Consider the following 16,765-nt stretch of genomic DNA (forward strand, 5'->3'; position numbering starts at 1 on the left):
TGGATGGGACGCGGAGCGTCCCGGGCTGCATTCCCACGCAGAGCGTGGGAACGATCGACACAGGGGACTTTTGGGTTGGGTTAAACGCTCAGCATCAGGAACTCACGCTCCCACGAGCTGATCACGCGCTTGAAGTTTTCATGCTCGGCACGCTTCACCGCGACATAGCCACGGACGAACTTGTCGCCGAGGTATTGCGCGACGGTTTCGCATTCTTCCATCTGCGTCAGCGCTTCTTCGATGGTGATCGGCAGGCGCAGGTTGCGACGCTCGTAAGCGCGGCCCTGTACCGCAGCGCTCGGCGCGATGCCTTCGACCATGCCGATGTAACCGCAGAGCAAACTGGCGGCAATCGCCAGATACGGGTTGGCATCGGCGCCCGGCAGGCGGTTTTCCACGCGCATGGCTTCCGGACTGGAAGTCGGCACACGCAGGCCGACGGTGCGGTTTTCTTCGCCCCATTCAACGTTGACCGGTGCCGAGGTGTCCGGCAGGAAGCGGCGGAACGAGTTGACGTTCGGCGCGAACATCGGCAGCACTTTCGGGATGTACTTCTGCAAACCGCCGATGTAATGCAGGAACAGTTCGCTCATTTGCCCGTCGGCGTTGGCGAAGACCGGTTTGCCCGTGGCGATGTCCACCACGCTCTGGTGAATGTGCATGGCGCTGCCCGGCTCGTCGCCAATCGGCTTGGCCATGAAGGTTGCGGCGACGTTGTGCTTGAGTGCGGCCTCACGCATGGTGCGTTTGAACACGGTGATCTGGTCGGCCAGATCGAGGGCGTCGCCGTGACGGAAGTTGATTTCCATCTGCGCCGGGCCGTCTTCATGGATCAGCGTGTCGAGGTCCAGGCCTTGCAGTTCGCACCAGTCGTAGACGTCTTCGAACAGCGGATCGAATTCGTTGGCCGCATCGATGGAGAACGACTGCCGACCGCTTTCAGCACGGCCCGAGCGGCCCAGTGGTGCTTTCAGCGGCAAGTCCGGGTCTTCGCAGCGTTGGGTCAGGTAAAACTCCATTTCCGGCGCCACAATCGGCTTCCAGCCTTTGTCGGTGTAGAGCTGCAAGACTTTCTTCAGCACGTTGCGCGGCGACAGTTCGATCGGGTTGCCGAACTTGTCGAAGGTGTCGTGGATGACGATGGCGGTCGGTTCGATCGCCCACGGAATCACGTAGACCGCGTCAGCCACCGGTTTGCAGACCATGTCGATGTCGGCAGGATCGAGCAGGTCGTAGTAGATGTCGTCGTCGACAAAATCCCCGGTTACCGTTTGCAGCAGCACACTTTCCGGCAGGCGCATGCCTCGCTCATGCAGGAACTTGTTGGTCGGTGCGATCTTGCCGCGGGCAATGCCGGTCAGGTCGCTGACCACACATTCGACTTCGGTAATCTTGTGATCTTTCAGCCACGTGAACAGCTGATCGAAAGGGGCATTCATAAAGACCTCGTTATTGGTTTTATAGACGCCGGGGAGGGCGGGTTTCATCTTCCGCCCCTTCCCCTGTGGCGCGTTGACGACTATCTTGGGCGAGCCTTGCAGTTCCATCTATCCACTTTAAGCAGCACCAAAGCGCACCAAAAGAGTGCGCAAGGTCACCCCATGACAACGTGCAATCCGCTCCAGGTTCAAGCGTTCAACACCGCCGATGTGGCCGAGCAAGTCCGCGCCACACCGGGCTGGGTCCAGCATTACCAACAGATGTCGCCGGGCCATTTCGCCGGGCAGATCCGCTATCTGGATCTGCAGGGTGTCGAGGTCTATGAAGAGCAGATGAACACCCGCGTCGAGCAGAATTTCAGCGCGCCATCGGGTGCTTTGGCATTCTGTTTTGATCGCAGCGACAACGCGCTTTACCTGCTCAATGAAGAGAGCCGCAACATCTGGATCACCCCGGAGAATTACCAGGAAATCGCCGTGGTGTTCGGCCCGGAGTTTGTTCGTCAGCACGGTCTGAATGTGGCGAAACTTGAAGGGTTGTTCATGACGCAACTCAACTGCGGACAGAACGCCTTGTTCAGCCGCTGGTTAAGCTCGATTCTCACGAAGTTGTCGCAAGCTGTTGATCCGTTTGATAAAGATGCGCTGACAAAGCAACTACTCGAAGACTGTTTGTTCATCCTCGACAACGCTCATACCAGCCTTGATCGCGGCGGGTTACAGAGACGTAGCGAAGAACGGATGATCATGAAGCGTGTAGGGGAATGGGCAGCGGATTCGCCGGAGGACACCGTCAATCTGCTCGAACTTTCCCACGTGGCCGGAGTGCCGTTGCGGCAATTGCAGCAGGCGTTCAAGGCCTACACCGGGATGACCCCGAGTCACTGGCTGCGCCTGCGCCGGTTGAACAGCGCACACCGTGAATTGCTCAAGCGCCGGCCCACGGAAACTACAGTTGCCGAGGTGGCAATGCAGTGGTCGTTCTGGCATTTGGGAAGGTTTTCCAGCAGTTACCGGGCGTTGTTCAAGGAGTTGCCGAGCGAGACCTTGAAGCGCTCATGAAAGCCTTGGCGGTTAAAAAGGCTTTGTCTCGGCGCTGAAGTTAAATAGAATCACTCTCATTTGAAACTGACTTCGCGCAGGACTCTTGAGATGACTGAAGCAGCGACGCCATCGCCGCAGCACCTGCACGAACTGTATCGCGACCATCGAGGCTGGCTGGAAACCTGGCTGCGGCGGCGCATGGGCAACGCGTGGGATGCGGCGGACCTGAGTCAGGACACCTTCCTGCGCGTACTCTGCAGTGCGCAACCGATCGCCGACATGCGCGAACCGCGTGCGTATTTGCTGACCGTGGGCAAACGCCTGCTGAGCAATTTCTACACCCGCCGCAGCCTCGAAAAGGCCTATCTCGAAGCCCTCGCGCAGTTGCCCGAAGAATGCGTGCCGTCGCCCGAGCAACGTTGGCTGTTGCTGGAAACCCTGCAAGCGCTGGATGAGCTGCTCGATGGTTTGCCGCGAGCGGTGCGTCGGGCCTTTCTCCTGAGTCAGCTCGAAGGCCTCGGTTACCGTGAAATCGCCGAACGTTTGCAGGTTTCGGAGCGCAGTATAAAACGTTACATGGCAATGGCTTACGAGCATTGTTTGATGTTGGATCTATGATGCGCGTCGCACCCAGCACCGAAGCGCGTGAAGTGGCGCGTGCCGCTGCACAGTGGTTGGCATTGCTCGAATCCGGCGAGGCCAGTGAAGCCGATCACATGCGACTGAAGCACTGGCGCGACAGCGATAGCCGCCATGAAAACGCCTGGCAGAAGATTCAATTACTGCGCCAGCGCTTTTCCAGTCTGCCAGCAGAATTGGCCATGGCCACACTCGATCGCCCGGATCTGGCGCGGCGTGCAGCTCTGAAAAGGGCGCTGGGTCTGGCGGCGCTGGTGCCGACGGCGTGGTTGATCAGTCGCCAGTTGCCGCTCGACGTCTGGCGCGCGGATTTGCACACTTCCACCGGCGAGCACACGCGAACACGACTGGCGGACGGCAGCACCTTGCAACTGAACACTGCCAGTGCGGTGAACGTCGATCTGGCCAGCCGTCAGTTGACGTTGGTTCGTGGCGAAATGGCGCTCAACGTTCCGGGTAGCACGGCATTGACGGTCAACGCGCCGTACGGTCGGATCATTGTCAGCCGCAGCGAAGTCTGCGTGCGCCTTAACGAACGTGATTGCACCGTGTCGGTGGTCAGCGGTTCGGTGCAATTGCAGCCGTTGCACGGGCCGGCGCTGCAGTTGAACGCCGGGCAACAGGTCAATTTGCAGGCCTCCGGCGCCGGCCCGGTCGTGCTGTTCGACGCCAAAATGCCGGGTTGGCGTGACGGTGTGTTGATGGCGCAAAACCAGCCGTTGGGGGATTTCCTGCGCGAGTTGAGCCGTTATCGCTCGGGGCTTCTGCGCTGGGAACCGGCACTTGAACGTCTGCGTGTCACCGGCAGTTTCCGTCTCGACGACACCGATAAAGTGCTGGCCCTGCTGGCGGCGAGCCTGCCATTGGAGGTCCATTCGCGCACGCGTTTCTGGGTAACGCTGGCGCCGCGAAAAAATATCGTCTGAAGCCTGTCCCTTTTTTTCGCCTCACCGGTCATTGCAGGTAAGTGAACAAAATCGAGAGCTTCTTCCAATGCCCGCCGTATTCCCAAGTCGTTTGCGTCCGTTGTTGCAGTTGAGCCTTATGCTGAGCCTGAGTGCCAGCCCTGTGTTGATTCAATCCAGTTGGGCCGAAGACGCCGCTCGGCGCAGTTACCAGGTGCCGGCCGGTAGTTTGAGTGCAGCACTGACCCGCTTTGCCGGGTTGGCCGGGGTCAATCTGTCGGTCGATCCGGCACTGGTGAGTGGCCGCAACAGCAATGGTTTATCCGGCGAATTCGCTGTGGAAGAGGGGTTCGCTCGCTTGTTGCTGGGTTCCGGTCTGCAACTGCAACCGCTGGGCGATCATGCCTACACATTGATTCCAGTCGCCGAGGGCAGCAGCCTGCAACTGGCGCCGACGTCGATTCTCGGTGCCACCGGTTCCAGCGATGCCGATGTGTTTGCCGGCGGCCAGGTCGCGCGGCGTGGTTCGCAGGGTTTACTAGGGTCGAAAGACTTCATGGAAACCCCGTTCAGCATGACCACCTACACCAGCGAGGCGGTGAAGAATCAGCAGGCGCGCACCTTGGGCGATCTGATTTCCAGCGATCCATCGGTGCGTGCAACCAATCCGGCCGGTGGCCGCTACGAGCAGTTCACCATCCGTGGTTTCAGCCTGTTCAACAGCGACGTGGCGTACAACGGGCTCTATGGCGTGCTGCCGACGTACACCATTGACATGGAAATGGCCGATCGTGTGGATATCATCAAAGGCCCGAGCCAGCTTATCAACGGCATTTCGCCCCGAGGCAGCGTAGGCGGGGGGATCAACGTGGTGCCCAAGCGTGCCACCGACAAACCGATCACCTCTCTTACGGCCAATTACGCCTCGAACAATCAGGTCGGCGGCGCGGTGGATGTCGGCCGTCGTTTCGGTGAGGACAACCAGTTCGGCCTGCGCTTCAACGGCGTCAAGCAGTCCGGTGATACCGAGTGGGATCATCAAAGTGTCGACCGTGACATGGCCGTGCTCGGCCTGGATTTTCGCGGTGAGCGCTTGCGACTTTCGACCGATATCGGCCACACCGAACGCGATACCGACGCGCCGCAGGAGCGCGTGCAAGTCGCCGCCAATGCCAAGGTTCCGAGCGCCAATAAGGTGCATCGCAACTACGCGCAACCGTGGAGCCAGGCGAAAACCGAGGACACCTTCGGCACGCTCAACGCTGAGTTCGACGTCAATGATTCGGTGATGCTGTACGGCGGCGTCGGCGCGCGCAAAAGTAATCATGACTTCTTGCGCCACGCCGTTTCCGTGACCAACGATGCCGGTGATTTCAGCGTGCAACCGCGTGATTTCACCCGTGACGAGAATGTCCGTACCGCCACGGCAGGCGTGCGCAACTGGTTCCATACCGGGCCGGTGAGCCATGAGGTCAACCTCGCGGCCAGCTACTTCTACATGGATTTCGAGAACGGCGGCGCGCGTTACGCGGCAGGGCGCAGCAACCTGTATGACCCGGTGGAAACAGCAAAACCCGGCACGCCGACACGCAATGACGCCAAGGTCTACACCGAAAACCGCTTCAGCGGCGTCGCGCTGTCCGACACCCTGGGCTTTTTCGACGATCGATTGCTGCTGACCCTCGGCGCTCGCTGGCAGCGGGTGAAAGTCGACGACTGGAGCGATGACGTCAAAGGTGACACCGCTTACGACGAAGAAAAGGTTTCGCCATCGGGCGGCATTCTGTTCAAGGCGACCGACAAACTGTCGTTGTACGCCAACTACATGGAAGGCCTGAGCCAGGGCAAGATCGCGCCGTCGACCTCGGTGAACGAAGATGAAATCTTCCCGCCGTTTATCAGCCGCCAGGTTGAAGTCGGTGCCAAGTACGACGCCGGTGCCTACGCGTTGACTGCTGCAGTGTTCCGCATCAAGCAACCGGCGTACGAAACCAACGCCACCACGCGAGTCTTTGGGCCCAATGGCAAGCGCGAGAACAATGGCGTGGAGCTGAGCGTGTTCGGCGAACCGCTCAAAGGCTTCCGCTTGCTCGGCGGCGTGATGTACATCGACAGCGAGCTGACCCACACCACCAATGGCACCTTCGACGGCAATCGCGCGCCGGCGACGCCGAAATACAATGTCAATCTTGGCGCCGAGTGGGACGTGCCGACAGTGCAGGGGCTGACGCTGACAAGCCGTGGCATCTATTCCAGTTCGCAGTATCTTGATCAGTCCAACGAAAAGGAAATCGATTCCTGGGAGCGCTTCGATGTGGGCACGCGCTACGCGTTCAAGGTTGACGACAAAACCATCACCTTGCGCGGCAATATCGAGAACGTGCTGGATAAGCGTTATTGGAGTTCAGCAGGGGCGTCTGATGACAGCGAGCCGGGGTTGACGTTGTCGACGCCGAGAACCTATCTGCTTTCAGCGACAGTGGATTTCTGACTGAATGGACTCATCATCTTTGAACTAATCATCAGGCGTGCGCCCCTAATGTCGTGCTGATAGCCACTCGGGTAGGGCTGTCGGCATTCCCCACTCATGCACGCAGGGTTGATCAATCATGAAGAGCGAACAGGTAGAAGGTGTAGCAGAAAAGCTGGCCGGCAAGGCGCAGAGCGCAGTCGGCAGACTGATGGGTGACTCGGCAATGGAGGCTGAAGGTGCAGGTCGTCAGGCGGCTGGCCAACTGACCAAAACCTACGGCGATACACTCGACAGCGTCTCGACGTTCGTCAAAGAGAAACCCGTCGCCGCGATTGCCATTGGCGCGGCCGTCCTGCTCCTGGTCAATCGACTGCTGCGCCGCTGAGCCAGGGTGCAGGGAGTTCCCAACCTGAGTCACTCCTCGCTGGTGTTTGGTATCGTTGTTGACGATACCTGCCAGCAATACATGCGATTGGTACATCGGTAAGCCGCTGGTTAAGGTCATGATTGTGTGTGGACCATGCCCGCCATTCCGGGCACACACCTGAACCCACTTCAGCGGACCGACATGCGATATCGACGCCTCGACCTTAATCTCTTGGTTGCGCTGGATGCTTTGCTGAGCGAGTGCAGCGTCAGCCGGGCGGCCGAGCGTCTGTGTTTGGGGCAGTCAGCTGCCAGTTCGGCACTGGGCCGCTTGCGTGAACATTTTAACGACCCGTTACTGGTACAAGTTGGGCGCCGCCTCGAACCCACAGCGCTGGGCCTGGAGTTGCTGCCAAAAGTGCGTGCAGCGTTGGCACTGACCCGGGAGATCGTTGACGCGCCGCTGAATTTTGATCCGGCGAACTGCGACCGGCACATCACTCTGGTAGCCTCCGATTACGTCGCCGACGTGCTGCTCCCAGCGGTCAGCCGTGTTTTGGCGCGTATCGGTCCGGGCATTCGCTTGAGCCTGCGCGACATGCCTGTCCCGCGCGACGGTGATGTCGTCAGCGAAGCGCTCGATTATCGGCGCAGTGATTGCGTAATCGTGCCACAGCGACGGTTGAACCCGGCCTATCCCCATGTGCGGCTCATGACTGACCAGCTCTGTTGTATCGTCTGCGCGCAACAGCCACAGTTTGCCGAGCAACTGAGCATGGCTGACTATCGCGCGGCAGCGCATGTGGTGCGCGAGTTTGCCGACGGGCACAACCTGGCGATGGATGCCATGCACCTGCATGAACTCGGGATTGAGCGGCAAGTGGCGGTGACAGTTGAAAGCTTTGTGCTGATGCCGCAGTACATCGTTGGCACTGCGCGTATTGCCACGGTGTTTCAACGACAGGCTCAGCGCTTCGCCCAGTGTTATCCATTACGCGTCCACCCGGCACCGCTGGCTTTTCCCGAGGCCGTGCAAGTCTTGCAATGGCATCCCTATCAAGAACATGACCCGGCCATGCAATGGTTTCGCGGCCTGCTCCTGGAACAGGCCGCATTGCTCGATCAGCCCTCTGGTTGATCGCCGCTGTCGGCGATTAATCCTGCCTTGGCGATAGCCAGTAACGCGCAGCGTTCGTCATTGTCCGAGGTATCGCCGCTGATGCCGATGGCCCCGAGAATCATGCCCTCGGCATTTCGAATCAGCACGCCGCCCGCTACCGGAATAACTTCGCCGCCGGTCAAACTGTTGATCGCGTCGAAAAACGCCGGCATGGCCTGCGCGCGTCGCGCCAGTTCACGTCCGCCAAAACCCATGCCCAGGCAACCACGCGCCTTGCCGGTGGCGATTTGCGGCCGCAGGAAGGTGGCGTCTTCGTCGCGCAGAACCGCCAACGGATGGGCGGCGGCATCCAGTACCGCGACGCCCAGCGGTTTGATCCCGGTTTCCCGAGCGATGCGGATGGCATCGCTGGCCATGTTCGTCGCAGTCAGTAAATCAAGTCGTTGCATGGCCTCAGTCCTCATACAGCCCACTTGCCCAGTTGGGCAACGCGGTCGCGGGTGTAAAGATCCGTCCATTTCAGCGAGTTGAAGTCGGACACTTGCTTGGGGTTGTAAGGGCTGCGATCCATGCGCACCGGTTGTCCGGCCTTGTAAACGGCCTTCAGGCGCGAACGATCCTGGAGGATGCGGATGTCGTCCAGTGGTGAACCGTCGAGCACGAGGAAGTCTGCCTGCTTGCCCACCTGCAGCGAGCCGAGGGTTTCACCGCGCGGCATACAGCGCGCACCGACAGCTGTCGCGGCGTATAACGCTTCGGCCGGGGTAAATCCGAGCCGGGTCACCAGCAGTTCCAGTTCACGGGCGTGCCATTCGCCGTAAGGCGTTACCGCGAACCCGCTGTCACTGCCGCAGGCGAACGGAACACCCGCCGCTTTGGCGCGTTTGAGTACCGCCGAACCGACCTCCAATGTGCGAGCACAATAACCGGCATAACCCGTGCTGATCGCCGGATCATGGGGCTGGCAGAAATCCACGGTGTTTTGCGGGAAAGTCATGGTCGGGGCCAGGATGCTGCCGGCCTCGAGCAACGCTTCGATGCACGCGTCGTCCATGTAAAAGGCATGGAAAACCAGATCAACGCCCGCGCGCGCCGCGTACATCACGGCTTCGCGACCGTAGGCATGCGTGGCGACTTTGCAGCCCAGACGATGCGCTTCCTCAACCATTTCGAAGGTTTCGTCGGCGGTGAAGGCCGCAATGATTTCGCCGTTGGGGCGGCGGTGCGTGCCGTCCATGGCAATCTTGATCAGATCAACGCCGTCCTTGGCCTGCTTGCGGATCTCCGCGAGGGCGTCGCTACGGCTGGTGACCAACTGCGCGGTGAAGTATTCCGGAGCGCCGACCCGGCTCGGGAACCAGTCATTGAGACTCTGGCGATTGGTGATGACGCGGCTGCTGGCCGCGATCCTCGGACCTTCGAATAAACCTGCGGTGACGGCATTGCGCACGGCGATGCTGAGCTGGCCACTGTCGCCGGGGCAGACCATGCTGGTGACGCCGGCGGCCAGTACGTGTTGCGCGAAGAACATCCCGCGCAATGCGCGAAATTCGTCGCTGGTCCACAGATCAATGTCTTCCTCGCTCTGCGCGTTACCAAAGGCCAGATGCGTGTGCACATCCACCAGCCCCGGCATGACGAAATTATCCCCCGCATCCACCTGGGTATCGCCTGGCTTGGGAGCGGGTGCCAGCGCGGTGGGCCCGACGTAACTGAGCAGGCCGTTTTCGACGATCAATGTCTGTTGCTGGCGGGTTTGCAGTCCGGTGCCGTCAAACAGGGTCTGGCATTTCAGGTGCAGGGCAGTCATGGCGTCTTCGCTATGTGATTGTTATGCAAAGAGAGGCTAGAGAGCAGGCGAGGGGACGACCAACAGATTGCATCGATGCCTGCGCATTGATGGCATCAATAGCTGCGCCGGGCTGAAGCCATCAACGAAAACGCCGGACAATCGCGAGATTGTCCGGCGTTTTTTGTGCGTGTCTTTCAGTGGATCAAGCGGTGCGACCGCCCAGGGTTTCGGCAACCCAGTCGGCAATGTATTGCCCTGCATTGATGCTGTTGTCGAAGCTCGAATGCTGCACGCCACCTTCGCGTTCGGTGAAGATTTTCAGTTCACATTTTGGGCTGTTGACCAGTTGTTCGTAGGTGCGATGCGCCCACTTCAACGGAATCTGTGAATCCTGCTCACCATGGGTCACGAGGAAGGGCACCTTGATCCGGTCGAGCACGCCATCGAGGTGGACGTCTTCGGCGATGGTCATGAACTCTTCGACGTCCTTGGCGCCCCAGACCCAGCAGACATGCGCCCAGTAGTGCGGTACCGGGAAGCTGCCTTCTTTTTCCAGTCGACGCTTTTGCACATCACGCCAGTCGTGGTTGGCGCCCCACACAACGCCGCAGGCGAAGCGCGGTTCGAATGCAACCGCACGCGGGCAGTAATAGCCGCCCAACGAGACACCTTCGAGTCCAATGCGTGCAGCATCAACGTCGCTTCGGGTTTCCAGCCAATCCACCACGCGACTGGCCCAGTGTTCACTGTCGAATCGTGCGGTCAGGCCATGCAGGCGCAGCGCTTCGCCGGTGCCGGGCTGGTCGATGATCAGCGAAGAGATGCCGCGTTTCGCCAGCCACGCTGGCAGGCCCACGCGGTATTTCATTTCCTTGGTCGAGTCCAGACCGTTGACCTGCACCAGTATCGGCGCCGGCCCCTCGACGCCTTCGGCGCGCACCAGCAAGCCGGAAAGATGTTTGCCCTCGTAAGGGATTTCCACCCGTTCACAGTTTTCACGCGACAGTTCGACGCCGCGCTTGAAGGTTTGCAGGAAGCGTTGATAGAGCTCGGTACGGCCCGGCGCGCCGTGGCCTTGCAGGCGCTCGCAGGTCAGATAATAGGTGGCGGCGCGGTTGTATTTTTCGCCAGCCGAGAGCATCCGGCCATTGCCTTCGTCTTCCTCAGCCAGACCGCAAAGCTTGTCAGCCATTTTCGCCCAGGTTTCGCGAAAGGCGCGGGTGCCGGCCGCGTCCGGCTGCTTGGCCGCCTCTTGCAGTGGGGCGCACATCTCTTCGATTTCACCCATGCGGGCGCCCATTTCAATGGCCAGGTCGACAGAGAGATTCCAAACGTAGTTGGTCGGGAAATAGCGAAACATGATTATTGTTGTCCTTATGGTTGCCTTGGCATTCCCAAGGCACGTTAAGGATCACCCGACTAATTGGCCAATCGTGACGGCGGATACGAGGTATCGCGAGATACGATGGGCACGTGTTGCAGATGCTGGATGGATTCGCTGATGCGTTCGCGCAGCCAGCGGTGCATCGGGTCGCCGTCAACGCTGCGGTGCCACAACATGTACTCGCGCATGACCGGGATTTTCACCGGTGGCGGCAGGATGCGCAGCGGCAGATAGTGCGCGTAGAGGTTCGCCAGACGCTGGTGCATCGTGGCGATGCGCTGCGTGCCGACAATCAGTTGCGGCAGGGTATTGAAGTCGCTGGTGATCACTTCAATGCGCCGATTGAAGCCGTATTGATTCATGAACCATTCTTCGATGCTCATGTGTCGGGTACGGCCGAAACCCACCGAGACATGGCCCATCTCCATGTACTGCTCAAGGGTCAGGGTGTCGCCGACTTGCGTATTGCCTTGCCACACCACGCACACGTGTTCTTCTTCGAACAGCAGGCGTGAAGGGTGGCCTTCGATGATGTAGCGCTCGGGAACAATCATCAGATCGACCTCGCCACGTACCAGCAACTCGCCGGAATTGTCGCTGGGGCCGAGCATTTCGAAGGTGATGTTGGGTGCTTGCTGATGAATGTTCTGGATCACCTGGGCGAACAGCACGCTGATCAGATAGTCCGAGGTCACCAAGCGAAAATGTCGCTTGCTGGTGGCCGGGTCGAACACCGGTTTGGCGGTAATCGAAGACTGGATCGTCAGCAGCACTTCACGCACCGGTTTAGCCAGTTCCGTGGCGTAGGGCGTGGGCTGCATCTTGCGTCCGACCTGGACCAGCAACTCATCCTCAAAGTAGGTACGCAAACGCGCGAGCACGCCGCTGGTGGCGGATTGGGTCATGTGCAGGCGTTCGGCAGCGCGGGTGATGTTCTGCTCTTCGAGCAACACATCGAGCGCGACCAGCAGGTTCAGATCCAGATGGTTGAAACGCATGGGCAGGTCCGTTTTTGTATTTATTTTCGCAATACATTCGAACGAATCCATCGGCACGTCAACCTTCGTCGCAGGTATCGCGTTTGCCGATAGGTCGCATCCCGACTCGCGATTAGTCAGCTGTCAGCCCTTGCGCCAATCTTCGCCGCAGTCGGCCCTGCAGCCGACACCACCACCGGTTTCCAGTCAGGCCCGGCGCGCTGCAAGGCGTCCATGGCGACCGTCACCGGATCATAATTTCAATGGAGTGGTAAGCCATGAACATCATTGGCCTTGATGCCCTGATTTTTGGCGTCGATGACATTCAAGCCTGCACCGATTGCCTGCGCGACTACGGCCTTGCGCCGGTCGGCGTTGACAGCAACGGCGGGCGTTTCGAAGCGCTGGACGGCACCGCGGTGATTATTCGTCGAGCCGACGATCCTGATTTGCCGGCGGCAATCGGCCCGGCGCCGTCGATTCGCGAGACGGTCTACGGGGTCGCTGCGCTCAGCGATCTGGATGCCATCGAAGATGAGCTAGCCCGTGACCGCCCCGTCAGTCGCGATCAAAACGGCGTGCTGCACAGCGTTGACGACATGGGTTTCGCCATCGCTTTTCAGGTCACTGTACGCAAGCCTTACAGCGCACCGGATGACCTGACCAACGCCGCCGGCCATGCGCCACAGCGGCCGCTCAACCAGCCGGGCATTACCCTCGAAATGGCGGCTGTACCGCGCACTCTGTCGCACGTGGTGTATTTCGTACCCGACGCAGCGAAAGCAGAAGCCTTTTACGCCGAGCGGCTGGGTTTTCGCACCACCGACACCTTCATTGGCGCCGGGCCGTTCATGCGTCCGGCCGGCTCTGACGATCACCATTGCCTGTTCATGATCCAGACCCCGCCGCACATGAAGGGCTGCGAACACTTCACCTTCCACATGGGCAGTGGCACCGAAGTGCTGCTGGCCGGGACGCGATTCGAGCAAAAAGGCTGGACCAGTTTCTGGGGGCCGGGCCGTCACCTGTTTGGCTCCAACTGGTTCTGGTACTTCAACAGTCCGCTGGGCTGCCACATCGAATATGACGCCGACATGGACAAGCACGATGACGCCTGGGAGGCCCGTCGCGCGCCGCTGTCGGCGGATAACTCGCAGCTGTTCCTGTTCAGCGCCAAAGAAAAATGGGCGCCGGGCGGACCACCGCCAAAACTCGGTTGAGGCCGCGCTGATCATGAGCGGTATCGCGCAGCCATTGTGTCGGCTGGACGAACTGGAGGAGGGCCGGGCGCGCGGATTCGATCCGTTGGCGCAGGGACGCGACAGCGTGTTTGCCCTGCGTCATGACCATCAGGTGCGGGTCTATCGCAACCGTTGTCCGCATCTGGACGTGCGCCTGGAGTATCGCAAGGACCGCTTCTTGTCCGCCGATGGCCAGTTGATCGTCTGCTATGCCCACGGTGCGCAATTTCTGCCGGCGACGGGCGAGTGCATCTACGGCCCGTGCCTGGGCCAGAGGCTGGAGGCGCTGCCGTTCAGCGAGAAGGATGGCTGGCTGCTGGTGCAAATGCCTGAAGAGTTGCCGCTGCCGGGATAAATCGAGGTATCGCGTACGGCGATACATCGCATCCTTACTTGCGATTAGTCAAATCCCTGCTTTGCCGGGAAGCTTCATCCAACGATGCCGTGCCCGACGCAGCATCGATCACAAGAATAAAAAGAGAGAACACCATGAGTGCAGTGAACAACGTTCTGATCGTGGGCGGTGGTATCGGCGGCTTGTGTGCGGCCATCGCCTTGCGGCGTAAAGGTATCGAGGTCGACCTGATCGAGCTCAAGTCCGAATGGACAGTCTATGGCGTCGGGATTATTCAGCAGAGCAACGTCGTCCGTGAAATGGCCAAGCTGGGCGTTCTCGACGGCTATCTCGATGCCGCTTATGCCTTCGAAGACGTCGCTATCTACGGCCCCGGCGGGCAGCAACTGGCGCGCATTCCGGGTCAGCGACTGGCCGGCCCGCAGTATCCCGCCAACGTCGGTATTTCCCGCCTGGCACTGCACAAAGTGCTCAGCGAAACCGCCCTGCAACTCGGCGCCAACGTCCGTTTGGGCTTGAGTGTGGAAGCGCTGGACGACAACGGCACAGAGGTCGATGTGTTGTTTACCGACGGCAATCGCGGCCACTACGACCTGGTGGTCGGCGCCGATGGTCTGTTCTCGAAAGTGCGCAGCCTGGTCTTTGGCGATGCCTACACCCCGCGTTTCACTGGTCAGTCGGTGTGGCGCTACAACTTTCCCCGCGCGCCACAAATCGACCATCTGGCCAACTATCAAAGCGCTGACGGCAACGCCGGGCTGGTGCCGCTGGCCGACAACTTGATGTACCTGTTTCTGACGTCCCACGAACCGTCCAATCCGTGGATGGATCCTGCCGATCTGGCTGCGCAGATGCGCCAGCGCCTGCAAGGCTTTACCGGGCTGATCGGCGAACTGCGCGAGCAAATCACCGACAACAGCCAGGTCGTCTACAAGCCGATGGAAGTGGTGTTCGTCGATGAACCGTGGCATCGCGGACGCGTCCTGCTGATCGGCGATGCGGCCCACGCCACCACTCCGCACCTCGGTCAAGGCGCCGGCATGGCCATCGAAGACGCAATTGTGCTCAGCGAAGAACTGATTCGCGAGCAGTCCGCCGCCACCAGCGTCGAGCAGCAACTGCAGCGCTTCATGGCGCGGCGCTTCGAACGTTGCAAGTACATCAGCGAAAGCTCGGTGCTGGCCGGCGACAAGGAGATGCAGCACGACCGCGCCTTCGATCGCATTGGCCTGGTCAAGCAAATGCTCGCGCGCACTGCCGAGCCAATCTAAGCCTACCTGCAACGCATCCACAGCAGTTACCACTATAAAAACAAGAGGTTAACGCGATGGTTAGTTCTACGACTGCGGCGCTCGCGCGTCGCCCGGTCTGCTCGTCTGCACCCTTTGGTTTGAGCGTTGCTGCGCTGCTGGTGCTGTGCAGCCAGGCCGCTCACGCTTTCGACATCGATACCGGCAACCCGGATTTCAAGCTGCGCTGGGACAACACGATCAAGTACAGCGCTGCCTGGCGCACGCAGAATCCGAGCAGCAAGTTGACCGAGGGGCAGGTCGCGCTCAATCAGGACGATGGTGACCGTGCGTTCAAAAAAGGCCTGATCTCCAATCGCACCGACATCCTCTCGGAGCTGGATCTGTCGTTTCAGGATTTCGGCGCACGTTTGAGCGGCGCAGCGTGGTACGACAGCGAGTACCAGGGCAACAACGACAATAACGATCCGTCCCGTGCCAACGCACGGTCGGTCGGCTACGACGAGTTCACCGATGACACCCGTCATTTGCACGGTGGTGACGGCGAAATCCTCGACGCGTTCGTCTACTGGAACGGTGAACTGGCCGACCGCGCAACGTCGGTGCGCGCCGGCCGTCATGGTCTGATCTGGGGCGAGAGCCTGTTCTTCGGCGCCAACGGCATTGCCGGTGGCATGGCCCCGGTTGACGTGGTCAAGGCGCAGTCGGTGCCTAACACGCAGTTCAAGGAAATCACCCGTCCGGTCAATCAACTGTCGGGCACCTTCCAACTGACGGACGACGTATCGCTCGGCGCGTACTACCAACTCGAATGGGAAGAAACCCGACTGCCCGCCGCCGGCAGTTATTTCTCCACCAGCGACACCATTGGCGAAGGCAATGAGCGCTTGATCGTCGGAGCGCCGTTCCCGGCATTCCTTGGCGGCAACCCGGCCAGTCCCGCCGCGTTTTTCCACGGTAATGACAAGGAAGCGCGCAGTTCGGGGCAGGGCGGTCTGCAACTGAAATACAGCGCTGAGACCGTCGAGTACGGCCTCTACGCCATCCAGTACCACGACAAGACGCCGAAGCTGTATCTGAAACCGTCGACGGCGGCGCCGAACTTCAGCACCGGCCAGATCGGCGAGTACTACTGGGTTTACCCCGAAGATATTCGAGCGCTGGGCGCGAGTTTTTCCACCACCGTGGACGAATACAGCTTCGCCGGTGAAGCGTCGATGCGCTGGAACATGCCGCTGGTCTCGAACGGTCAGACCGTGCTGCCCGGCGTCATTGCCGACAACGATGATGACGCGCTCTACGCCGTGGGTCGCACCGCTCACGTCAACTTGAACGTGTTGGCATCGTTTGGCCCCAACTTCATCGCCCGCGAGTCCGGACTGGTTGGTGAAGTGGCGTGGAACCGCCTGCTCAGCGTCACCAAAAATCGCGCCGCGCTGGACCCGAACGCCACCGATGATGGCCTCGGTTTCAAAGTCGTCTACACGCCGACCTACCGCCAGTTCTTCTCCGGCATCGATATCAGCATTCCGGTTGGCGTCAGTTATTTCCCGCTGGGCAAATCAGCGGTGGTCAGTTCGTTCGGCCCGGACAAGGGTGGCGACATCAACATCGGCATCACCGCCACTTACCTCGATCGCGTCACGGCCGGCCTGACCTACACGCATTACTACGGCGCCGAGGACACCAATCTCAACGGTCTCAGCCAGTTCAATTACAAGCAATCGCTGAAGGATCGGGATTACCTCGCCTTCTCCGTCAAGACCACGTTTTAAGAGGA

At 60.0% G+C, this 16,765-nt stretch carries 15 protein-coding genes; 10 read left to right on the top strand and 5 right to left on the bottom strand.

Going from position 1 to position 16,765, the window contains the following annotated elements:
- Positions 1-80: 80 nt before the first annotated feature.
- Entirely contained in the window at positions 81-1,439 is a 1,359-nt protein-coding gene (locus M5G26_RS06075; RefSeq protein ID WP_273914696.1) for a glutamine synthetase family protein, read from the bottom strand.
- A 162-nt stretch (positions 1,440-1,601) separates the two neighbouring features.
- Here M5G26_RS06075 and M5G26_RS06080 point away from each other — a divergent pair, with 162 nt between their 5' ends.
- From M5G26_RS06080 to M5G26_RS06105, 6 genes are all read left to right on the top strand, one after another.
- Entirely contained in the window at positions 1,602-2,501 is a 900-nt protein-coding gene (locus M5G26_RS06080; protein WP_273914697.1) for a helix-turn-helix domain-containing protein, read from the top strand.
- A gap of 90 nt (positions 2,502-2,591) precedes the next feature.
- On the top strand, positions 2,592-3,101 hold the full coding sequence (locus M5G26_RS06085) for a sigma-70 family RNA polymerase sigma factor (RefSeq protein ID WP_038361341.1): 510 nt from the start codon (positions 2,592-2,594) through the stop codon (positions 3,099-3,101).
- A complete protein-coding gene (locus M5G26_RS06090; protein WP_273914698.1) occupies positions 3,101-4,048 on the top strand; it encodes a FecR domain-containing protein in 948 nt (315 codons plus the stop codon). Before M5G26_RS06085 ends, M5G26_RS06090 begins: the two co-directional genes overlap by 1 nt.
- A 67-nt stretch (positions 4,049-4,115) precedes the next feature.
- Positions 4,116-6,518 carry a TonB-dependent receptor gene (locus tag M5G26_RS06095; RefSeq protein ID WP_273914699.1) on the top strand — a complete coding sequence of 801 codons (2,403 nt, stop codon included), beginning with the start codon at positions 4,116-4,118 and terminating at the stop codon, positions 6,516-6,518.
- Positions 6,519-6,636: 118 nt separating this feature from the next.
- The gene (locus M5G26_RS06100; protein WP_150649392.1) at positions 6,637-6,885 is read left to right on the top strand and encodes a CsbD family protein; all 249 of its coding nucleotides are present in this window, start codon (positions 6,637-6,639) and stop codon (positions 6,883-6,885) included.
- Between the two features lie 183 nt (positions 6,886-7,068).
- The gene (locus M5G26_RS06105; RefSeq protein ID WP_273914700.1) at positions 7,069-8,004 is read left to right on the top strand and encodes a LysR family transcriptional regulator; all 936 of its coding nucleotides are present in this window, start codon (positions 7,069-7,071) and stop codon (positions 8,002-8,004) included.
- Here M5G26_RS06105 and M5G26_RS06110 read toward each other — a convergent pair.
- From M5G26_RS06110 to M5G26_RS06125, 4 genes are all read right to left on the bottom strand, one after another.
- A complete protein-coding gene (locus M5G26_RS06110; RefSeq protein ID WP_273914701.1) occupies positions 7,989-8,435 on the bottom strand; it encodes a GlcG/HbpS family heme-binding protein in 447 nt (148 codons plus the stop codon). The two genes, M5G26_RS06105 and M5G26_RS06110, sit on opposite strands and share 16 nt — an antisense overlap.
- Positions 8,436-8,446: 11 nt before the next feature.
- A complete protein-coding gene (locus M5G26_RS06115) occupies positions 8,447-9,796 on the bottom strand; it encodes a metal-dependent hydrolase family protein (protein WP_273914702.1) in 1,350 nt (449 codons plus the stop codon).
- 184 nt (positions 9,797-9,980) lie between these two features.
- On the bottom strand, positions 9,981-11,138 hold the full coding sequence (locus M5G26_RS06120; protein ID WP_273914703.1) for an alpha/beta hydrolase family protein: 1,158 nt from the start codon (positions 11,136-11,138) through the stop codon (positions 9,981-9,983).
- A 59-nt stretch (positions 11,139-11,197) separates the two neighbouring features.
- On the bottom strand, positions 11,198-12,160 hold the full coding sequence (locus tag M5G26_RS06125; protein ID WP_007910238.1) for a LysR family transcriptional regulator: 963 nt from the start codon (positions 12,158-12,160) through the stop codon (positions 11,198-11,200).
- Between the two features lie 257 nt (positions 12,161-12,417).
- Between M5G26_RS06125 and M5G26_RS06130 the strand changes: the two genes are divergently transcribed.
- From M5G26_RS06130 to M5G26_RS06145, 4 genes are all read left to right on the top strand, one after another.
- Positions 12,418-13,359 carry a VOC family protein gene (locus M5G26_RS06130; RefSeq protein WP_273914704.1) on the top strand — a complete coding sequence of 314 codons (942 nt, stop codon included), beginning with the start codon at positions 12,418-12,420 and terminating at the stop codon, positions 13,357-13,359.
- A 13-nt stretch (positions 13,360-13,372) separates the two neighbouring features.
- A complete protein-coding gene (locus M5G26_RS06135) occupies positions 13,373-13,735 on the top strand; it encodes a Rieske (2Fe-2S) protein (protein ID WP_273914705.1) in 363 nt (120 codons plus the stop codon).
- Between the two features lie 134 nt (positions 13,736-13,869).
- On the top strand, positions 13,870-15,006 hold the full coding sequence (locus M5G26_RS06140) for an FAD-dependent oxidoreductase (RefSeq protein WP_273914706.1): 1,137 nt from the start codon (positions 13,870-13,872) through the stop codon (positions 15,004-15,006).
- A gap of 56 nt (positions 15,007-15,062) precedes the next feature.
- Positions 15,063-16,760, top strand: coding sequence for a DUF1302 domain-containing protein (locus tag M5G26_RS06145; protein WP_077572837.1), 1,698 nt, complete (start codon positions 15,063-15,065; stop codon positions 16,758-16,760).
- Positions 16,761-16,765: the final 5 nt, after the last annotated feature.

Origin of the sequence: Pseudomonas sp. TNT2022 ID642, assembly GCF_028656995.1 — a bacterium.
Taxonomy (GTDB): Bacteria; Pseudomonadota; Gammaproteobacteria; order Pseudomonadales; family Pseudomonadaceae; genus Aquipseudomonas.

What these genes read in the sequence shown, in the direction of transcription:
- M5G26_RS06075 (WP_273914696.1), bottom strand. Translation starts at nt 1,439, where the DNA reads ATGAATGCCCCTTTCGATCAGCTGTTCACGTGGCTGAAAGATCACAAG.
- M5G26_RS06080 (WP_273914697.1), top strand. Translation starts at nt 1,602, where the DNA reads ATGACAACGTGCAATCCGCTCCAGGTTCAAGCGTTCAACACCGCCGAT.
- M5G26_RS06085 (WP_038361341.1), top strand. Translation starts at nt 2,592, where the DNA reads ATGACTGAAGCAGCGACGCCATCGCCGCAGCACCTGCACGAACTGTAT.
- M5G26_RS06090 (WP_273914698.1), top strand. Translation starts at nt 3,101, where the DNA reads ATGCGCGTCGCACCCAGCACCGAAGCGCGTGAAGTGGCGCGTGCCGCT.
- M5G26_RS06095 (WP_273914699.1), top strand. Translation starts at nt 4,116, where the DNA reads ATGCCCGCCGTATTCCCAAGTCGTTTGCGTCCGTTGTTGCAGTTGAGC.
- M5G26_RS06100 (WP_150649392.1), top strand. Translation starts at nt 6,637, where the DNA reads ATGAAGAGCGAACAGGTAGAAGGTGTAGCAGAAAAGCTGGCCGGCAAG.
- M5G26_RS06105 (WP_273914700.1), top strand. Translation starts at nt 7,069, where the DNA reads ATGCGATATCGACGCCTCGACCTTAATCTCTTGGTTGCGCTGGATGCT.
- M5G26_RS06110 (WP_273914701.1), bottom strand. Translation starts at nt 8,435, where the DNA reads ATGCAACGACTTGATTTACTGACTGCGACGAACATGGCCAGCGATGCC.
- M5G26_RS06115 (WP_273914702.1), bottom strand. Translation starts at nt 9,796, where the DNA reads ATGACTGCCCTGCACCTGAAATGCCAGACCCTGTTTGACGGCACCGGA.
- M5G26_RS06120 (WP_273914703.1), bottom strand. Translation starts at nt 11,138, where the DNA reads ATGTTTCGCTATTTCCCGACCAACTACGTTTGGAATCTCTCTGTCGAC.
- M5G26_RS06125 (WP_007910238.1), bottom strand. Translation starts at nt 12,160, where the DNA reads ATGCGTTTCAACCATCTGGATCTGAACCTGCTGGTCGCGCTCGATGTG.
- M5G26_RS06130 (WP_273914704.1), top strand. Translation starts at nt 12,418, where the DNA reads ATGAACATCATTGGCCTTGATGCCCTGATTTTTGGCGTCGATGACATT.
- M5G26_RS06135 (WP_273914705.1), top strand. Translation starts at nt 13,373, where the DNA reads ATGAGCGGTATCGCGCAGCCATTGTGTCGGCTGGACGAACTGGAGGAG.
- M5G26_RS06140 (WP_273914706.1), top strand. Translation starts at nt 13,870, where the DNA reads ATGAGTGCAGTGAACAACGTTCTGATCGTGGGCGGTGGTATCGGCGGC.
- M5G26_RS06145 (WP_077572837.1), top strand. Translation starts at nt 15,063, where the DNA reads ATGGTTAGTTCTACGACTGCGGCGCTCGCGCGTCGCCCGGTCTGCTCG.